The 18,512-nt window shown below is 33.3% G+C and carries 19 protein-coding genes; 14 read left to right on the top strand and 5 right to left on the bottom strand.

Going from position 1 to position 18,512, the window contains the following annotated elements:
• Positions 1 to 173 precede the first annotated feature (173 nt).
• From lon to cmk, 4 genes are read left to right on the top strand one after another with little or no spacing between them, the layout of a single operon-like run.
• The gene (gene lon, locus TD18_RS15975; RefSeq protein ID WP_040254660.1) at positions 174 to 2,627 is read left to right on the top strand and encodes an endopeptidase La; all 2,454 of its coding nucleotides are present in this window, start codon (positions 174 to 176) and stop codon (positions 2,625 to 2,627) included.
• Positions 2,611 to 3,387: a LysM peptidoglycan-binding domain-containing protein gene (locus tag TD18_RS17515; RefSeq protein WP_040254661.1), complete on the top strand. Its 777-nt coding sequence runs from the start codon at positions 2,611 to 2,613 to the stop codon at positions 3,385 to 3,387. Before lon ends, TD18_RS17515 begins: the two co-directional genes overlap by 17 nt.
• Before the next feature lie 50 nt (positions 3,388 to 3,437).
• Positions 3,438 to 4,457: a type IX secretion system protein PorQ gene (gene porQ / locus TD18_RS15985; protein ID WP_040254662.1), complete on the top strand. Its 1,020-nt coding sequence runs from the start codon at positions 3,438 to 3,440 to the stop codon at positions 4,455 to 4,457.
• Complete coding sequence (gene cmk / locus TD18_RS15990) at positions 4,457 to 5,152, top strand: (d)CMP kinase (RefSeq protein ID WP_040254664.1); 696 nt, start codon at positions 4,457 to 4,459, stop codon at positions 5,150 to 5,152. Before porQ ends, cmk begins: the two co-directional genes overlap by 1 nt.
• A gap of 55 nt (positions 5,153 to 5,207) precedes the next feature.
• On the opposite strand, the gene TD18_RS15995 is transcribed toward cmk, so the two are convergent.
• Positions 5,208 to 5,588, bottom strand: coding sequence for a LysM peptidoglycan-binding domain-containing protein (locus tag TD18_RS15995; protein WP_174435329.1), 381 nt, complete (start codon positions 5,586 to 5,588; stop codon positions 5,208 to 5,210).
• A gap of 288 nt (positions 5,589 to 5,876) precedes the next feature.
• Between TD18_RS15995 and rpsA the strand changes: the two genes are divergently transcribed.
• The 6 genes from rpsA (at position 5,877) to TD18_RS16025 (ending at position 11,302) form a co-directional block, all read left to right on the top strand.
• Positions 5,877 to 7,736, top strand: coding sequence for a 30S ribosomal protein S1 (gene rpsA, locus TD18_RS16000; RefSeq protein WP_040254667.1), 1,860 nt, complete (start codon positions 5,877 to 5,879; stop codon positions 7,734 to 7,736).
• Positions 7,737 to 7,805: 69 nt separating this feature from the next.
• Positions 7,806 to 8,222, top strand: a complete 417-nt coding sequence (locus tag TD18_RS16005) for a hypothetical protein (protein ID WP_040254669.1) — start codon at positions 7,806 to 7,808, stop codon at positions 8,220 to 8,222.
• Positions 8,223 to 8,436: 214 nt separating this feature from the next.
• Positions 8,437 to 8,976 (top strand): bifunctional pyr operon transcriptional regulator/uracil phosphoribosyltransferase PyrR, encoded by a 540-nt coding sequence (gene pyrR, locus TD18_RS16010; RefSeq protein ID WP_040254671.1) that lies wholly within the window; start codon positions 8,437 to 8,439, stop codon positions 8,974 to 8,976.
• Between the two features lie 75 nt (positions 8,977 to 9,051).
• A complete protein-coding gene (locus TD18_RS16015) occupies positions 9,052 to 9,981 on the top strand; it encodes an aspartate carbamoyltransferase catalytic subunit (protein ID WP_040254673.1) in 930 nt (309 codons plus the stop codon).
• 4 nt (positions 9,982 to 9,985) lie between these two features.
• On the top strand, positions 9,986 to 10,318 hold the full coding sequence (locus TD18_RS16020) for a hypothetical protein (protein WP_040254676.1): 333 nt from the start codon (positions 9,986 to 9,988) through the stop codon (positions 10,316 to 10,318).
• A 78-nt stretch (positions 10,319 to 10,396) separates the two neighbouring features.
• The gene (locus tag TD18_RS16025; RefSeq protein ID WP_040254678.1) at positions 10,397 to 11,302 is read left to right on the top strand and encodes a ribonuclease Z; all 906 of its coding nucleotides are present in this window, start codon (positions 10,397 to 10,399) and stop codon (positions 11,300 to 11,302) included.
• 19 nt (positions 11,303 to 11,321) lie between these two features.
• Here the strand turns inward: TD18_RS16025 and TD18_RS16030 are convergent, their stop codons facing one another.
• Positions 11,322 to 11,753: a hypothetical protein gene (locus TD18_RS16030; protein ID WP_040254680.1), complete on the bottom strand. Its 432-nt coding sequence runs from the start codon at positions 11,751 to 11,753 to the stop codon at positions 11,322 to 11,324.
• Between the two features lie 103 nt (positions 11,754 to 11,856).
• On the opposite strand from TD18_RS16030, the gene pdxH reads away from it, so the two are divergent.
• From pdxH to TD18_RS16045, 4 genes are all read left to right on the top strand, one after another.
• Positions 11,857 to 12,504, top strand: coding sequence for a pyridoxamine 5'-phosphate oxidase (gene pdxH / locus TD18_RS16035; RefSeq protein ID WP_040254682.1), 648 nt, complete (start codon positions 11,857 to 11,859; stop codon positions 12,502 to 12,504).
• 210 nt (positions 12,505 to 12,714) lie between these two features.
• On the top strand, positions 12,715 to 13,209 hold the full coding sequence (locus TD18_RS16040; protein ID WP_040254684.1) for a CAP domain-containing protein: 495 nt from the start codon (positions 12,715 to 12,717) through the stop codon (positions 13,207 to 13,209).
• A gap of 168 nt (positions 13,210 to 13,377) precedes the next feature.
• Entirely contained in the window at positions 13,378 to 13,515 is a 138-nt protein-coding gene (locus tag TD18_RS17260) for a hypothetical protein (protein WP_160289479.1), read from the top strand.
• Positions 13,516 to 13,737: 222 nt separating this feature from the next.
• Positions 13,738 to 13,920, top strand: coding sequence for a hypothetical protein (locus TD18_RS16045; protein ID WP_040254686.1), 183 nt, complete (start codon positions 13,738 to 13,740; stop codon positions 13,918 to 13,920).
• Between the two features lie 232 nt (positions 13,921 to 14,152).
• Here TD18_RS16045 and TD18_RS16050 read toward each other — a convergent pair whose 3' ends face one another.
• The 3 genes from TD18_RS16050 to TD18_RS16060 all read right to left on the bottom strand — a co-directional run.
• Positions 14,153 to 16,081: an OmpA family protein gene (locus tag TD18_RS16050; protein ID WP_241480689.1), complete on the bottom strand. Its 1,929-nt coding sequence runs from the start codon at positions 16,079 to 16,081 to the stop codon at positions 14,153 to 14,155.
• A 10-nt stretch (positions 16,082 to 16,091) separates the two neighbouring features.
• Positions 16,092 to 17,009, bottom strand: a complete 918-nt coding sequence (locus TD18_RS16055) for a PorP/SprF family type IX secretion system membrane protein (protein ID WP_040254688.1) — start codon at positions 17,007 to 17,009, stop codon at positions 16,092 to 16,094.
• A 13-nt stretch (positions 17,010 to 17,022) separates the two neighbouring features.
• On the bottom strand, positions 17,023 to 18,512 hold a 1,490-nt coding region (locus tag TD18_RS16060; RefSeq protein WP_040254694.1), incomplete at its 5' end, for a gliding motility-associated C-terminal domain-containing protein.

The following is an 18,512-nucleotide window of genomic DNA, read 5'->3' on the forward strand; positions in this document are numbered from 1 at the left end:
AAAAAAGTTTTTAATTTTTGGAAGTGTAATGGCATAACTATTGAAATTAGATAAAGGTATATAATTCCTTTTACTTGGTAAGTGCTTAATTTACAAGGATTAAAGTGATTATGAAAATAAATATAAATCGATAACTTCTGTTGTTTTAATGACAGAATGACTAAAAAAATAATATGGCGAAGTCTAATTTCTTAAAGCTTGACAGTTTGTCATTTCAGGATTTTGATGAAAATTCAGAATTAATTCCTTTAATGACTCCCGAAGATGAAGCAGAAATAAATAATGAAATCCTACCAGAATCGTTACCAATATTACCATTGCGTAATACGGTTTTGTTTCCTGGAGTGGTTATTCCTATTACAGCAGGTAGAGATAAATCTATTAAACTTATTAATGATGCTAATAAAGGAAGTAAAGTTATAGGTGTAGTTTCTCAAAAAGATGAAACTATTGAAGATCCATCAGGTAAAGATGTGTTCAAAAAAGGAACTGTTGCACGTATTTTAAAGGTGCTTAAAATGCCTGATGGTAACACGACCATTATCATTCAGGGAAAGAAACGTTTTGAAATTCAGGAAATCACTTCTGAAGAACCTTATTTAACGGCTAGAGTAAAGGACGTTCCAGAAGCAAAACCTGCCGTTGATAATCAAGAGTTTTCTGCAATTATAGAGTCAATTAAAGATTTGTCGCTTCAAATCATTAAGGACAGTCCAAACATTCCGACAGAAGCTTCTTTTGCGATTAAGAATATTGAAAGCAATTCATTTTTAGTCAACTTCGTGTCTTCTAATATGAATCTTTCTGTAAAAGAAAAGCAAGAACTGTTAGAGATAAACGATCTTAAAGAACGTGCTTTAGCGACTTTAAAATTCATGAATATTGAATTCCAGAAGCTGGAGCTTAAAAACGATATTCAGTCGAAGGTTCAAAGTGATATGAACCAGCAGCAACGTGAGTATTTCTTGCATCAGCAAATGAAGACGATTCAGGAAGAACTTGGAGGAGGTGTGTCTTCTGGTGAAGAAATCGAAGACATGCGTCAACGCGCAAAATCTAAAAAGTGGAATGAAAAAGTTGCTGAACATTTTGATAAGGAATTGTCAAAAATGCAACGTATGAATCCGCAAGTGGCCGAATACTCTATTCAACGTAATTATCTGGACTTGTTTTTAGATTTACCATGGAATGAGTTTAGCACAGATAAATTCGATTTAAAACGTGCCATGAAAATTCTTGATCGTGATCATTATGGTCTTGACGATGTTAAAAAGAGAATTATTGAATATCTGGCCGTTTTAAAATTACGCAACGATATGAAATCGCCTATTCTTTGTTTGTATGGACCTCCAGGTGTTGGTAAAACCTCTCTTGGAAAGTCGATTGCTGAAGCTTTAGGTCGAGAATATGTGCGTATGTCACTAGGAGGCTTGCGTGATGAAGCCGAAATTAGAGGTCATCGTAAAACCTATATTGGTGCAATGCCAGGGCGAATTATTCAGAGTTTGAAAAAGGCTGGTACTTCAAATCCTGTTTTTGTACTGGATGAAATCGATAAATTGTCTAATTCGCATCAAGGAGATCCATCGTCTGCCCTGTTAGAAGTATTAGATCCTGAACAAAATAGCGAATTTCACGACAACTTCCTTGAAATGGGATTTGACTTATCTAAAGTAATGTTTATTGCTACATCGAACAGTCTCAATACCATTCAGCCAGCATTACGAGATCGAATGGAGGTTATTAATGTAACTGGTTACACCATCGAAGAAAAAGTTGAAATTGGTAAACGTCATTTGCTTCCGAAGCAATTAAAAGAGCATGGATTAACCGACAAACATCTTAAAATTGCCAAGCCTCAATTGGAAAAAATTGTTGAAGGTTATACCAGAGAGTCAGGTGTTCGTGGATTAGAAAAGCAAATCGCAAAAATGGTACGTCATGCGGCCAAAAATATTGCGATGGAAGAAGATTATAATTTAAAAGTGACTAATCAGGATATCATAGATGTGCTTGGATCACCTAGATTAGAACGTGACAAGTACGAAAATAATAACGTTGCAGGAGTAGTGACAGGTCTTGCATGGACAAGCGTTGGAGGTGATATATTATTTATTGAATCTATTCTATCTAAAGGTAAAGGAAATCTTACGATCACTGGTAACTTAGGAAAAGTTATGAAAGAGTCTGCCACCATTGCGATGGAATATATTAAATCTAATGCAGATGAATTTGGTATCAATCCAGATGTTTTTGAGAAATATAATGTACACATACACGTCCCAGAAGGCGCAACTCCAAAAGATGGTCCGAGTGCAGGTGTAACCATGTTAACGTCCTTAGTGTCCTTATTTACACAGCGTAAGGTAAAAAATAGTTTGGCCATGACAGGTGAGATTACTTTAAGAGGAAAAGTGTTGCCAGTAGGAGGTATTAAAGAGAAAATTTTAGCAGCGAAACGAGCTAGAATTAAAGAGATTTTACTTTGTGAAGATAATAAAAGAGATATAGAAGAAATAAATCCCTTATATTTGAAGGGGTTAAAATTTCATTATGTCAAAGATATGAGTGATGTTTTGAGATTGGCCTTAACCAATCAAAAAGTAAAGAATGCTAAAAAACTTTAGATTAATAGCTACGGTTTTTGTTTTTGCAGCTTCTGGTTTTGGAGCTTTTGCGCAGACTAACGAAACCGAGAATTACAAAGAGGTCCTTTTAAACGGAAAACCAGCTCAACTCAATTTGGTTACTGGAGAAATTACGTATATAAATGGCGAAGTAGCTAAAAATAGAGCTGCCAAAAAAATCAAAGATTCATTATTGGCAACTCGCACAGAAATAAAGACCAACCTTATTAAAGATATGGTTTATAATTCTGAATCAACTCAAGATTCTGTAATTCAGGATCCAGAGGTGGCTAATTCTGAAGCGAAAAAGGAAATAGTAGTGATATCTGAAACCGATAGTCTAACTACGAATTCTGATGTCGTTACTGAAACGTCTTTAGTTTCTCATTCAGATTCTGAAAAGGTAGTAGATTCAGCAGAAGCTAATACTTCAGATTTTCATATGGTAAAAGAAGGGGAGACCTTGTATGCATTAACGAAGCGATACAATACAAGTTTAGGGCAGCTAATGGCTGCCAATGATTTGGAAACTACGCTTATTAAGGAAGGAGAAACGTTGAGAGTTAGAAATTTTGAGTCTTCTGAAACGGTTTCGGAAACCGTATGGATTGTTTCAAAAGGCGATACCTTATACAATATTGCAAAACGAAATAACACAACTGTTGAAGACTTAAAAGATCTCAATGAGCTATCTGATAATCTAATTATAGTCGGACAAAAACTACAGGTAAATCAGAATTCAACGCTTTCAAAAAAATAAAATAGACATATACTCGTTTTAAGATAGATTTATTTACTTTGCAAACTTATATGCTAAAGAAAATTACCACACTTATTTGTCTTTTAACGACCTCTGTATTTTATGCACAAGTAGGTGGTGAATCTACATTTCAATTTTTAAATTTAGTAGCATCTCCTCGACAAGCCGCTTTGGGAGGTAAAGTAATTACCAATTATGACTATGATGTTACCAGTGGATTGTTTAATCCTGCTAGTATCAATGCAGAAATGGATAATCAATTGGCTGTCAATTACTCCAGTTATTTAGGTGGAATTGGTTATGGAACAGCAGCTTATGCTTATACTTGGGACAGACACGTACAAACCTTGCATGTAGGAATGACCTACATCAACTATGGAGAATTTGATGGTTATGATCAAAATGGTATTTCTACTGGTACATTTACTGGTAATGAAGCAGCATTATCTGCTGGATATGCGTATCAAATTCCATTTAGTGATTTTTATATAGGTGCAAATTTTAAAATCATTACGTCTAAATTAGAGCAATATAATTCGATAGGTGTTGCTGCCGATTTTGGTGCGATGTATATTAATGAGAGATTAGATTTTAGAGCAGCCCTTAGTATTAGAAATTTTGGAACTCAAATCGTAACTTATGCTGGACTTAACGAAAAATTACCTTTAGATATTTCTCTAGGTTTATCTCAAACACTGGAGAACATGCCTTTACGATGGCATCTGACTTTTGAAAATCTTCAAAGATGGCCTTTGGCGTTTTCTAATCCAGCCAGAGCAACTACCGATTTAGATGGAAACCAAACTCAGGAACAAGTAGGATTTTTAAATGAAGTCTTACGTCATACAGTTATTGGAGCAGAATTGTTTCCAGAACGTGGATTTAACATCAGAATGGGATATAATTTTAGAAGAGCTGAAGAATTACGTATTGAAGATCAACGTAATTTTTCAGGATTATCATTCGGTATCGGAATTAAATTAAATAAAATGCGATTTAGTTATACGCATGCCAGATATACAAGTGCCTCAAATACAAGTTTCTTTGGATTACAAATCGATTTAAGATAATGCATAAGATTACAATAGCCATCGACGGATTCTCTTCCACAGGAAAAAGCACAGTTGCAAAGCGCCTTGCAACAGCCTTAGGCTATGTGTATGTTGATTCTGGCGCCATGTATCGTGCTGTGACATTCTACGCTATGAAAAATGGATTTATTGCTGAGAACCATTTTAATAAGCAGCAACTTATAAATCATCTGGATGATATTAACATTGATTTTAAATTTAATGAATCATTAGGTTTCGCTGAAGTATATCTCAATGGTCAAAATATTGAAAAGGATATCAGAACCTTAGATGTTTCTCAGTTTGTAAGTCAGGTCGCCACGGTTTCAGAAGTAAGAGAACAGCTAGTTTTACAGCAACAGAACTTCGGAAAAAATAAGGGTGTAGTTATGGATGGTCGTGATATTGGAACCGTAGTTTTTCCTGAAGCCGAATTAAAATTATTTATGACAGCTTCAGCAGAAAAAAGAGCACAACGACGTTATGATGAGCTTATTGAAAGAGGCGATGAGGTGAGTTTTGAAGCTGTTTTAAAAAATGTGCAATCCAGAGATCATATTGATTCTACACGAGAAGACTCACCTTTAACAATGGCAGATGACGCCATAAAAGTTGATAATTCTAACTTAAATTTAGATGAGCAATTTGAATTCATATATAATTTAGCAATAGATAAAATTGCGGAATGTAATTAGTGATTAAAATAAGTCACAAAAAAAAGCATGCTTTTTTTTGTGACTTAAATTGTGCTTACGATAAATTAGGAATAATTAATTCCTGATCTGGATGAATCAAATCCGGATTTTTAAGAATATCTGAATTTGCTTGAAAAATGGCCTGATACTTTGCAGGATTACCATAGTATTGCTTTGCAATTTTTCCTAGAGTTTCTCCACTTTTAACGGTATGTCTTGTATAAACAGATGTGTCAGCTACTTTAATATCTGCCATAATATCTGAAGGGCTATCACCACCAATAGCTTTAATAGCGTCCCAAAGTAAATCTTTTTCGTATTGTGTTTTGGCTGTTCCCCAGATTTTTAATTTGCCATCTTCAACCTTAACATCGCCATCTTGGATGTTTAAAGTTTCGCCTAAGTCTAGGACGTCTTGGTATTTTGCTTTTACCATAATTATAGTTTTAATTTTAAGAGTTATACGTACTGTAAAGATATCAATTTATATGCCAAAATATCAATAAGTTAACCATCTTTTTTTAACATTTGTAAGTAATCAATACTTATTCAAATGCTTAGTGTAAATTTTGCTTGTTTTATTAATAGAGAATATGTATTTTTGCACTCCTTTTAGCGAAACCTAAGAAAGACGAAAGGATAAACTATAACAAATAATAACACTTCTGTGTGTGATTCGCTTTAATCTTTCTAAACGTACAGAATACAAATTAATATTCAGCACATGTCTGAAAAAGAAACAAAAAACGCTGAGGTAGAAACTACTGAAGCAGCAACTGTTGAAACAACAGAAACACAAACAGTTGAAACTCCAAAAGTATCCGAGTCACAAGCTAACCCTGAAAAATTCTTAAAAGATTTTAACTGGCACAATTACGAAGAAGGTATTGATCCAGTTGATGACAAACAATTAGAAGAATTTGAAAAGTTAGTCGCTGAAAACTTCGTTGATACACTTAATGACGAAGTTGTAGAAGGTGAAGTGATTCATATTTCTGATAGAGATGCTATCATCGATATCAATGCAAAATCTGAAGGTGTAATTTCTCTTAATGAGTTTCGTTACAATCCAGATTTAAAAGTTGGTGACAAAGTAGAAGTATTAATTGATGTTCGTGAAGATGCAACAGGACAATTAGTATTGTCTCACAGAAAAGCAAGAGTAATCAAAGCTTGGGATCGTGTCAATAATGCTCACGATACAGGTGAAATCGTTAATGGTTTTGTAAAATGCAGAACTAAAGGTGGTATGATCGTTGACGTATTTGGTATTGAAGCATTCTTACCAGGTTCTCAAATTGATGTGAAACCTATTAGAGATTACGATCAATATGTAAACAAAACTATGGAATTTAAAGTTGTGAAAATCAACCACGAATTCAAAAACATAGTAGTATCTCATAAAGCTTTAATTGAAGCTGATATTGAAGAACAGAAAAAAGAAATCATTGGTCAATTAGAAAAAGGTCAGGTATTAGAAGGTACTGTTAAGAATATTACGTCTTACGGTGTGTTTATCGATCTAGGTGGCGTTGACGGATTAATTCATATTACTGATTTATCTTGGTCAAGAATTAATCATCCAAATGAAATCGTAGAATTAGACCAGAAACTTAATGTGGTAATCTTAGACTTTGATGAAGATAAGTCTAGAATCCAGTTAGGTCTTAAACAATTAAGCAAGCATCCTTGGGAAGCTTTAGGCGACACTGTAAAAGTTGGCGACAAAGTTAAAGGTAAGGTTGTTGTTATTGCTGATTATGGTGCATTTGTTGAAGTAGAAGAAGGTGTAGAAGGATTGGTTCACGTAAGTGAAATGTCTTGGTCAACACATTTGCGTTCTGCTCAAGATTTCGTATCTGTTGGTGATGAAATCGAAGCTGAAATCTTAACTCTTGATAGAGAAGATCGTAAAATGTCACTTGGTATTAAGCAATTAACACCAGATCCATGGACAGATATTACAAGCAAATATCCTGTAGGTTCTAAACACACAGGTATTGTACGTAACTTTACAAACTTTGGTGTATTTGTTGAATTAGAAGAAGGTATCGACGGATTGATTTATATCTCTGATTTATCTTGGACTAAGAAAATCAAGCATCCAAGTGAATTCTGTAACGTAGGTGATAACCTAGAAGTGGTTGTATTAGAATTAGATGTTGAAGGACGTAAATTATCTTTAGGTCACAAACAAACAACTGACAACCCTTGGGATAAATACGAAACTGAATTTGCTCTAGGTACTGTACATACTGCTGAAATTTCTGAGATTGTTGACAAAGGTGCAACTATTGAGTTTAACGAAGATATCGTTGCTTTTGTTCCTACGCGTCACTTAGAAAAAGAAGATGGTAAAAAAGTAGGTAAAGGAGAAACGGCTGAGTTTAAAATTATTGAATTCAATAAAGAATTTAAACGTGTAGTTGCTTCTCATACTGCAATCTTTAAAGAAGAAGAAATTGCTAATGTAAAAGCAGCTGCTAAAAAAGCAGAAGCTCAAGCAGCAGAATCAAAACCGACTTTAGGTGATGCTAATGATGCTTTACAAGCTCTTAAAGATAAAATGGACGGAAAAAAATAATTCCTAAATTTTAAATATAGGAAAGCCTTTCAGAAATGGAAGGCTTTTTTTATTTTTCAATAAAAAAATATGAAAGTAGTTAATAAATATTTTTTAATTAATTCAATAGATGCAATCTCTTTTTATGATTCTGAAGATTGCGAAGATGTATTTTCAGATTTAGACGTGAATAATGAATCTGAAGTAAAAAAAATTATTAAATATAGAATGCTTATTAACCATTTAATAAAGCCTGAAACGTTTAAGGAAATATTTAAGAATACGTTAAAATATTATTTAAATAAAGACAAAGTTGATTTTGAAAAAATTTATCAAGCTGGTTATCCGTCTTTTGGTTTGCCAAATGAACCTAAATTTTTTTTTATTTGGATTTGGGAAGAGTTTTATAAAGGTGAAAGTTACATTTTAGATGACTTATCAGATTATGAAGAGTATAATGATCATAGTCAATTGTTAAGAATTATGCCTTACACCAGAAATATTTAGATGATTTATGATATGTAATCTACAAGTTTAGAATTCGTTTAATTTCAAATAAGTAAAAAATAGCATATCACAACTATAAAACTATAAAACTATAAAACTATTAAACTATACAACTACACAACTGCACAACTGCACGACTGCACGACAAAAGAAAACCATTGCAAACCCTAAATTTTTAACTTAACTTTGTCAACCAAATACGTTTGGAAACTATATGAGTCAAAAAGTGTTACTTAATGCTAAAGAGGTAAACATCATTCTTCATCGACTGGCTTGTCAACTCATTGAAAATCACAACGACTTTACGAATACGGTTCTCATTGGACTTCAGCCAAGAGGAAAATATCTCGCAAATCGACTCGCTGAGATGCTTAAAAACGATTACAAGATTAAAAATATTCAGTTAGGTCATCTAGATATCACGTTTTTTAGAGATGATTTCAGAAGAGGCGAAAAAATATTAGAAGCCAATACTACCGAAATTAATTTTTTAGTGGAAGGAAAGAATATTGTTTTCATAGATGATGTGTTATATACAGGACGAAGTATCAGAGCAGCACTCACAGCCATTCAGTCGTTTGGAAGACCAAATGAAATTGAATTACTAACATTGATTGACAGACGTTTCAGCAGACATTTACCTATCCAGCCAAACTATAGAGGACGACAGGTAGATGCCATTAATGAAGAAAAAGTTAAAGTGAACTGGGAGGAAAATGAAGGCGAAGACGCAGTCTATTTGATAAGTAATTAGTTGTAAAATAATTATAAATAAATGTCTGGTCGAGCGCAGTCGAGACCTTTTAGACATTAAAACTAGAACACAAAAATGAGCGAATTAAGTGTCAATCACTTATTAGGAATTAAATATCTTAACCAAAAAGATATTCAGTTAATTTTTGAAACGGCAGATCATTTTAAAGAAGTGATCAACCGACCAATTAAAAAAGTGCCTTCGCTTAGAGATATTACCATTGCTAATTTGTTTTTTGAAAATTCAACGCGCACAAAATTATCGTTTGAATTAGCTGAGAAACGACTTTCTGCAGATGTGATTAACTTTTCGGCTTCTCAATCTTCAGTAAAAAAAGGAGAAACCTTAATTGATACGGTTAACAATATTCTCTCCATGAAGGTAGATATGGTTGTGATGCGTCACCCCAATCCAGGAGCTGGTGTGTTTTTATCACAACATGTAGATGCAAGTATTATTAATGCTGGAGATGGAGCACATGAACATCCAACACAAGCCTTACTTGACACCTATTCTATTCGTGAACGGCTAGGAGAAGTTAAAGGGAAAAATGTTGTTATTATTGGTGATATTTTACATAGTAGAGTTGCACTCTCTAATATTTATGCTTTACAATTATTAGGTGCAAATGTGATGGTTTGCGGACCAAAAACCTTGCTTCCTAAATACATAAAAGATTTAGGTGTTAAAGTAGAAACGAATTTAAAGAAAGCTTTGAATTGGTGCGATGTAGCAAACATGCTGCGCGTTCAAAATGAGCGTATGGATATAAGCTATTTTCCATCTACAAGAGAATACACACAACAATATGGAGTCACTAAAGCATTGTTAGATTCTTTAGATAAAGACATTACCATCATGCATCCAGGACCAATTAATCGTGGTGTTGAGATTACAAGTGATGTCGCAGATTCAAAGCAAGCCATTATATTAGATCAGGTTCAAAATGGAGTGGCCATTAGAATGGCTGTAATCTATTTACTGGCTTCTAAAATTAAACACTAACATTATGATTTTAGATAAAAACGGAAATACCACTATAATTACTCAAGAAAAAGCTTCTGTTGTAGAGTTAGTTAAAAAAATAGATGTGCTATATGAGCGTTTTAAAAATGATAATATTATCGTAAATCTTACGACGTTGAATAAGGTACCATTGCCTGATATTGTTGAATTTCTTCAGCTGTCAAATAAACACCGAAAGGCAAAACATTCGTTTGTAATCGTAACTGATAAAGCTAATCTCAATGAAACTCCAGATGAAATTGTAGTAGTACCAACCCTTCAAGAAGCTTATGACATCATTGAAATGGAAGACATTGAGCGTGATCTTGGTTTTTAAAAAGCGTTTAGGCGTTTAGATGTTAGTTATTAAGATGTAACGTCTTTACAGCTTAACAACTTAACAACAAATAAATTAATGAAACTATCCATACTTGGTTGTTATAGTGCAACTCCACGAACCAATACCAATCCAACCTCTCAGGTTTTGGAGATCAAAAACCATACGTTTTTAATAGATTGTGGTGAAGGCACTCAAGTAGAATTACGTCGCAATAGAATTAAATTTGTGAGAATCAAACATATTTTTATCTCACACTTGCATGGTGATCATTGTTTTGGATTGGTTGGCCTAATTTCAACATTTCGGTTATTAACTCGAGAAGCCGACTTACATATTTATGCACCTAAAGGTTTAAAGGAAGTGATTACACTTCAAATGAAACTGTCTGATTCATGGACCAACTACAAACTTATTTTTCACGAGCTCACATCTAAGAGCTCTGAATTGATCTATGAAGATGATAAAGTCGAAGTGTATACTATTCCGTTAGACCATCGTATTTATACCAACGGATTTCTATTTAAAGAAAAAGAAGGCGAACGTAAACTAGATATGAATGCCGTTTTAAATGCAGATGTTGATGTGGCGTATTACAGAAAACTAAAACAAGGCTTCGATGTTAAGGATAAGCAAGGTCATCTAGTGACAAACGAATCAGTGACAAAACCACCAAATAAACCTAAGAGCTATGCATTTTGTAGCGATACTGCTTATAACGAAGCCATGTTGCCAATAATTAAAAATGTAGATGTGTTGTATCATGAATCAACATTTTTAGAAAAAAATGAAGCTTTGGCACAACCTACTAAGCACAGTACAGCCAAACAGGCAGCTAGTATAGCAAAACAAGCCGATGTAGGCACTTTAATTTTAGGACATTATTCAACCAGATATGATGATTTGAATTTGTTTAAAGCCGAAGCACAAGAGATTTTTGATAATGTGGAGTTAGCAAAAGACGGCAAATCATTCGAATTTTAAGACGGTATAAGTGTACTTTTTATTTAGAATTGGCATTGACATTTAATTCATCTAATTCCATCATCCACTCAATAGCTTCATCTAAACTGCGACATCGCTTCAGACTTTTCTTAAAAAAATGCTTTTCTAAGCTAGAATTGAGATATCCGAAATCACTGTAAGTCACTACAGCACTTGCCACTAAAAAATCATAATCATTATTAAAATCAAGCCATAATTGAGGCTCAAAAGAATAGGAATTGATGCGGTTCGCAATGTACCCAATTCTGATATCATTGCTAATCTCTTCAGAAAATTTACTGATGAGTTTACTTACCATTTCAAAATTGACATGAATGCCTTCATTTAATTCGGTGATAACAAATTGTTTTGTGAGATATAGTTTTCCAAATGGAAACTCTATTTTTTTGTACTCTAAAAGATTAGAATATTTACTGTTTTCAAATGTCATTTCAAGGGATTTAATTCCTAAATTTATGGGAATTAAATAAGGCTATCAAAAAAAAACACAATTAAGTTACAGAAATTACTCATAACGTTCACAATTAATCTCAATGAATACAGACTTAGGCGATTATAGAAAATCATATGAAAAGCAGGAATTACTTGAAAAAAACTTAAGTGAAAACCCATTAGAAGTTTTCCAGAAGTGGTTTCATGAGGTCGATACTAATTTTGATGTAGGCGAAACTAATGCCATGACATTAAGCACAATTGGATTGGATGGATTTCCTAAGAGTAGAGTAGTGCTTCTCAAAAAGTTTACCTATGAAGGTTTTATTTTCTACACAAATTATGAAAGTGAAAAAGGAAAAGCCATTGCAAATAATCCTAATGTTTGTATTTCATTTTTTTGGCCAGAAGCCGAACGTCAGGTCATTATTAAAGGTAAAGCTGAAAAAATTGCTGAGAATTTAAGTGATGGTTATTTTGAATCCAGACCTCGTGGAAGCCAATTAGGTGCTTTAGTTTCAAATCAAAGTCAAACACTTGAAAGTAGAGAAGAACTCGAAAACCGTTTGAAGACGTTGGAGGAAGATTTCAAAGGTAAAGAGATCGCAAGACCAGATTTTTGGGGAGGTTTTATAGTTAAACCTGTTGAAATTGAATTCTGGCAAGGACGTCCTAACCGATTACATGATAGAATCCGGTATAAGTTGAATGAAAGTTACGACTGGATTCAAGATCGATTATCGCCATAAATCGGTGAACTACACAAAAAAATAGAAAATTCTTACATTTTATAACGTTTTATCGAAAAACTAGGTATATAAACGTCAAATCTTTGTCTGTTTATGTATATTGTCGAAGAAATTAGCAGTTGACTGAATTCTGCCCCGTTTTTAGTCAGTAATTAATTAACCAAAACAATTTAGACCCCAAATCTGAATTACCAAAACTTAACCTACGTTATGAAACTATCTAAAATGTTACCCTTGATGGCATTAGTTGCCTTGTTGACGTTTTCTTGTTCTACTGAAGAATATCCAGAAGAAACGATTGATAGCGTTGAACTTCTAGCCGCTCCAGAAGCTAAAACCATAGAAATTGAAATCTTAGAGCTTATTAATGCTCATAGAATTAATATGGGATTAAATGCTTTAAGTAATCATAATACGATTAAAGCTGTGGCATATACGCATACAGATTATATGGTAGAAGTAAATAATGTTTCTCATGATAACTTTTTCCAACGTAAAAATAGCTTAGTACAAAATGCTTCTGCAACTAAAGTATCTGAGAATGTGGCTTATGCATTCAGTTCAGCTCAATCTGTTGTTAATGCTTGGTTAAATAGTGATGGACATAGAGCTAATATAGAAGGTGATTTTACCGATTTTGATGTTTCTGCAGAAATGAATAGCGAAGGTAAATGGTATTTTACCAACATATTTATCAAAAAATAACGACATATATATTTCAAAAACTTGATTAATAGCAAATAATTGTTTTTAAAACCACAGTAGTACTGTGGTTTTTTTTTGTTTATATTTAGCTGAATTTTTGATTACTCGTCTAAATCATTAGAACTTTTGAAGTGTTATGAAACTTTTTAATTTTAATATAAATATCCAATGATTTCAATAGTTTACAATTCTTTAAAGAAATGTCTTATTGTTTTAATGTTATTAAGTATCGTGTCTTGTGGTAGTGATAATTCTTCCGATCCAAATGATATGGCTATTGATCCTTCAGAACTTTTAACCTTTTAGATAGAGCCTTTTAAAGAATTTGGAACCTTACCAGAAGCTCTTTTTGCAAGTGAAGGGCAGCCAGATTCTCAGCCTGGAGATACAAGTTATAGATACCATCCTGATTATCCTGGAATAATTCTATATGGATACCAGTATTTTTCAGATTTTTTTGAAACTGAACCTGCAACCTTAAAGGTTTGTGCAATCCGAGTTCATGCGCATCAACTAAATCTTGATTTTTTGATAAATGCCTTAACCGAACTTTATGGCGAGCCGGAAATAATTGAAATTGAAGAATTACTAAGTGTTGAATATAAATTCACTCCACAAAACGGAGAATATACAGTTTCTGTTTATCCTCCCAGTGATTTTTCAACCATCAATGTAACTATTTTAGTAAATTACTTTGCTGTTGACTTATAAGTTTAAGTGAAAATTACACAATAAAATTTGATAAAAAAATCAAGTTAAAAAGTAACTAAACCGAATGTAGTTTAAAAGGTTCGGAATTTTTAAGTGTCTATATTTTAAAACATAAAGTATTATGCCTTAACCATAAGCAATGGTTTCAAATATTATAAAGACTTTATAAATACGAAAAAGCAGACCCATTTTTGAATCTGCTTTTTTTAAGTTCACGATAAAGGGGTAAACTTTATTCTTTTAAAATATAGAAGTAAGAACGTCTGTTTAATTGATGTTCTTCTTCAGTACATTTCACACCATTAGAACATTTGTTTAGTAACTGACTTTCACCATAACCGATTGCACTTTCTATTCGTTCTTCTGCAATTCCTCTCGAAATAATATAATCTCTTGTCGATTTAGCTCTACGGTCTGATAATTTCATGTTGTATGCATCACGTCCACGACTATCAGTATGTGCTTCAATTTTTATAACCATATTTGGATGAGCACGCATTACATCTACAATATTTTCAAGCTCGTATTGCGCATCAGTTCTAATATTAGATTTATCGAAGTCAAAGAAAATAGGATTGATTACAATCTGATTGTTCTTGATTAGAGGTTCCAAATAAAGATCTGCTTCAGTTACTTTATCATTTTCATCATCAGTAGCTACTTTTTTGATATCATCTTTATAGTCTTCTTTAGTGCCAATTACAGTATATTTTTTATTACAATCTACTGTAAACTCATATTCTCCATTTTCGTTGGTTTCAACTTCTTCTAGAACTTTACCAACCTCGTTCACTAGCTTTACAGTGGCACCAGGAATAATATCGTTTGTATTCAAATCTCTTGTAATTCCTTTGATAGTTTGTAAACAAATACTGGCATCAAAACTATAGATATCATCACTTCCTTGTCCGTCAGGTCTGTTAGACGAGAAATAACCTGTTTTATCGTTCTCATCTTCAGAAGGATTCATAAAGAAAGCAAAATCATCATAACCACTATTATAAGGAGCGCCTAAATTTTCAGGCTCTGCGGTTTCATCTTTTATGACATTTGATTTAAAAATATCAAGAAACCCTAAATTTAAATGGCCATCAGAGGAAAAATAAAAAGTACTGTCCTTACTTACAAATGGGAACATTTCACGTCCTTCAGTATTGATTTTATCACCTAAATTTACAGGTTCAGAATAAGAATTACCACCTTTTATTTCAACTTGATAAATATCTGTTTGACCTAATCCGCCGTCACGATCTGACACAAAATATAAAATCTTATTGTCAGGACTTAATGTAGGGTGACCTGTTGAGAACACATCGTCATTAAACGGAAGCTCTTCAATATTTGTCCAAGTTTCACCAACACGAGTCGCTTTATAGAGTTTTAAATGCGTTGTTCCGTTGTTATCATATTTCACTTTATTTTTTTTACTCACATTATCTCTTGTGAAGTACATCGTTTTACCATCATTTGTGATAGCAACAGATGCTTCGTGATAATCGGTATTTATCTTTTCAGCATTGATGAAATCAGCACTTCCGTAAGCAATGGTATCACCTTGTTTTTCTACGGAAACCTTATAGATATCTAGAAAAGGTTCTTGATTCCAGCTGTATAATTTTTTCTCATCTGTATTTCTTGAAGAAGCAAAGTACAATTGACCATCGTGAATATAGGAACCGAAATCTGAGTATTTAGAGTTAAAAGGTAAATTTACCAACTTAACCACACGATCATTTTCAGTTTTTGCCAATTCATTGTATTTGCTAATGTTTTCAGGATTATAGCCTTTTACACGAGTATCGTTATTTTGAATTTCAGTAAATTTTTTCATCCACTCATTTGCTTCAGCATAGTTACCCATACTTCTGAGAGACTGAATATATTTATAGATGTATTCAGGATTAACATCGCTATCATAATTTTGCAATGCTTTTTTATACCAAAGCGCTGCATCTTCAGACTTTGAATTGTTATAGTAACAATCACCTAAACGCGTTAAAACATGAACACTAGTATCGCCTTTTTTTAAGACCTCCTTATATAATTCAGAAGCTTTTACATAATTGTAATTGCCAAAAAACTTATCCGCTAGCTTTTCCTGGGCGATCATGAATGTGCTACTTAGCACAAAAAATAATAGTAAAGATTTTGTTTTCATCATGATTAATTTTTTAGAAGTATCTAGGCGATTTAATACGTTTGCTTTTAAATATCTCGAACATAAGCAGTACTTCATGAGTTCCACTTGTATATGCGCTTAATTCTGATAATGGGTATTCATAAGCATAGCCAATTCGCAATTGTTTTGAGACTTGAAAATCTGCTATACCACCAACAGCTTGTGCCAGTTCGTTAATTCGATACGATCCACCAACCCAGAACTTTTCATAGAATAGAAAGTTCGCTGTTAAATCAAAAGATAAAGGCGCACCATTAGTAGCTTTAAGCAACATGGCAGGTTTGAATTTTGTGTTTTCACTTAAATCAAATACATATCCACCTGTAATATAGTAACTAATTCTTTCTAAAGATTGAAATTCTTCACCACCAGTATAATCGGTATTCAAGATTCTTGGAGCCGAAAGTCCGAGGTACCATCTTTCACTGTGCCAGTAAACACCGGTACCAATATTTGGTTTCCAGCGATCTTCATAACCAAAAATTACAGGATCATTAGATTCAGACAATCTAAAATCGGCATCTAGGCTATAACTTGTAAAACCAGCTTTCAAACCAAATGCTAACTCACTGCTTTCACCAACACGAATGGTGTATGAGAAATCACCGTACAAATAGGAGAAGTTTTGGAAACCTAATTCATCATTAATAAATGAGAATCCTAATCCGATTTTATCATTTCTAAGTGGCGAATGTACTGAAAGTGTTTGAGTAGTTGGACCTCCTTCAAGACCAACCCATTGACTTCTGTGCAAACCGACAACACTTAAAGTCTCTCTACTACCTGCATAAGCCGGATTTATCGAGATCGTATTGTACATATACTGCGTAAACTGAGGCAATTGCTGAGCAACTCCCATCCAACTACTGAATAGTATAAATGCTATGATATTAAACTTTACTAATTTCATGTTAGGTTAAGATTTAGTTTGTTGATACGTAGATTGGTCCTGTGATTGGTTTTAATTCTAATCCACCAGTACTACCTTTTAATTTTATGATATAATAATATGTTCCAGTTGGTACAAATCCTGAATTTCCTATTGAACCTTTAGAAGCAGTTCCATTCCAATCATTTTTATAATTTGAATTGTCATAGATTTTGGCTCCCCAACGGTTGAATATTTGTAACTCAATAACAAAACCACATTCCTCAACACCACCGACAGTAAAGAATTCGTTAATACCATCATTGTTTACAGTAACCGCTTTTGAAATGATAAGATCTTCTTCACCACAAGGTAAAACAACACAATCATCATTTATTGTTATAGTGACTTCTGTTTCACTAGGACAAATACCACCAACAGTATACGTAAATTTATAGTCGCCTAAATCAGCTTCAGTAAACTCACCATTAATATCTAATAATGTTGAAGGGTTAAACAGACTTCCATCTATAGTTGCATCACCAAGAGTTACCGTCCAAACTCCATTTATGTCAAAGTTACCTGATAGTAAATCAAATAAATCAAAGTTGAAATCATCCAGAATACATAGCTCTGTATCTGTACCTTCAATTTCACTTTCTACATTAACACTTACATCAATGTTTTGAGTAAAGAAAGCTCCATTTCCACATTCATCTTCTACAAACCATTCTCTAATGATAGTATAATCTTGAACTGTTCCATCAGAATTAGATACTTCATTAAAAGTAACTGTCATATTAGTTGAACAAGCATCTTCAAAAACAAGATTTGGTACATCAGGAATGTCATTACATGTTACAGATATGTCTTGTAAATCTGATACTAAAGTTGGAGCAGTAGTATCTTCAACAGTGATTGTTTGTGTAAGATCTGTTTGATTACCACATTCGTCAATTAAGGTCCAAGTTCTTGTAATTATGAAATTGTTCGGACAAGAACCAGGTTGAGTAGTATCCGTAAAAGTTGCTTCTAAACCTGTAGAACAGTTATCGGCTTCATCAGTTACATCACCAGTTAAGTTAAGATCATTTACATCAACATTACATTCTACTGTAACATCTAATGGAACTGTAAATGTTGGAGCCGTGTTATCTTCAACTGTAATCATTTGAGTCAAAGAAGTAGTGTTATCACACTCATCCACTAAGGTCCATTCTCTAGAAATTATGTAAGAATTAGCACAACTTCCAGCAGTAATAGTATCCGTAAAAGTTGCTTCTAAACCTGTAGAACAGTTATCGGCTTCATCAGTTACATCACCAGTTAAGTTAAGATCATTTACATCAACATTACATTCTACTGTAACATCTAATGGAACTGTAAATGTTGGAGCCGTGTTATCTTCAACTGTAATCATTTGAGTCAAAGAAGTAGTGTTATCACACTCATCCACTAAGGTCCATTCTCTAGAAATTATGTAAGAATTAGCACAACTTCCAGCAGTAATAGAATCCGTAAAAGTAGCTTCTAAACCAGTAGAAC

Origin of the sequence: Psychroserpens mesophilus (genome assembly GCF_000826645.1) — a bacterium.
Lineage (GTDB): Bacteria > Bacteroidota > Bacteroidia > Flavobacteriales > Flavobacteriaceae > Psychroserpens > Psychroserpens mesophilus.

Coding starts and splice junctions, on each gene's coding strand:
- lon (WP_040254660.1), top strand. CDS start 174: ATGGCGAAGTCTAATTTCTTAAAGCTTGACAGTTTGTCATTTCAGGAT.
- TD18_RS16040 (WP_040254684.1), top strand. CDS start 12,715: ATGAAACTATCTAAAATGTTACCCTTGATGGCATTAGTTGCCTTGTTG.
- TD18_RS16050 (WP_241480689.1), bottom strand. CDS start 16,081: ATGATGAAAACAAAATCTTTACTATTATTTTTTGTGCTAAGTAGCACA.
- TD18_RS16020 (WP_040254676.1), top strand. CDS start 9,986: ATGATTTTAGATAAAAACGGAAATACCACTATAATTACTCAAGAAAAA.
- cmk (WP_040254664.1), top strand. CDS start 4,457: ATGCATAAGATTACAATAGCCATCGACGGATTCTCTTCCACAGGAAAA.
- TD18_RS16005 (WP_040254669.1), top strand. CDS start 7,806: ATGAAAGTAGTTAATAAATATTTTTTAATTAATTCAATAGATGCAATC.
- TD18_RS15995 (WP_174435329.1), bottom strand. CDS start 5,588: ATGGTAAAAGCAAAATACCAAGACGTCCTAGACTTAGGCGAAACTTTA.
- pyrR (WP_040254671.1), top strand. CDS start 8,437: ATGAGTCAAAAAGTGTTACTTAATGCTAAAGAGGTAAACATCATTCTT.
- rpsA (WP_040254667.1), top strand. CDS start 5,877: ATGTCTGAAAAAGAAACAAAAAACGCTGAGGTAGAAACTACTGAAGCA.
- TD18_RS16025 (WP_040254678.1), top strand. CDS start 10,397: ATGAAACTATCCATACTTGGTTGTTATAGTGCAACTCCACGAACCAAT.
- porQ (WP_040254662.1), top strand. CDS start 3,438: ATGCTAAAGAAAATTACCACACTTATTTGTCTTTTAACGACCTCTGTA.
- TD18_RS16055 (WP_040254688.1), bottom strand. CDS start 17,009: ATGAAATTAGTAAAGTTTAATATCATAGCATTTATACTATTCAGTAGT.
- TD18_RS16030 (WP_040254680.1), bottom strand. CDS start 11,753: ATGACATTTGAAAACAGTAAATATTCTAATCTTTTAGAGTACAAAAAA.
- TD18_RS17515 (WP_040254661.1), top strand. CDS start 2,611: ATGCTAAAAAACTTTAGATTAATAGCTACGGTTTTTGTTTTTGCAGCT.
- TD18_RS17260 (WP_160289479.1), top strand. CDS start 13,378: ATGATTTCAATAGTTTACAATTCTTTAAAGAAATGTCTTATTGTTTTA.
- pdxH (WP_040254682.1), top strand. CDS start 11,857: ATGAATACAGACTTAGGCGATTATAGAAAATCATATGAAAAGCAGGAA.
- TD18_RS16015 (WP_040254673.1), top strand. CDS start 9,052: ATGAGCGAATTAAGTGTCAATCACTTATTAGGAATTAAATATCTTAAC.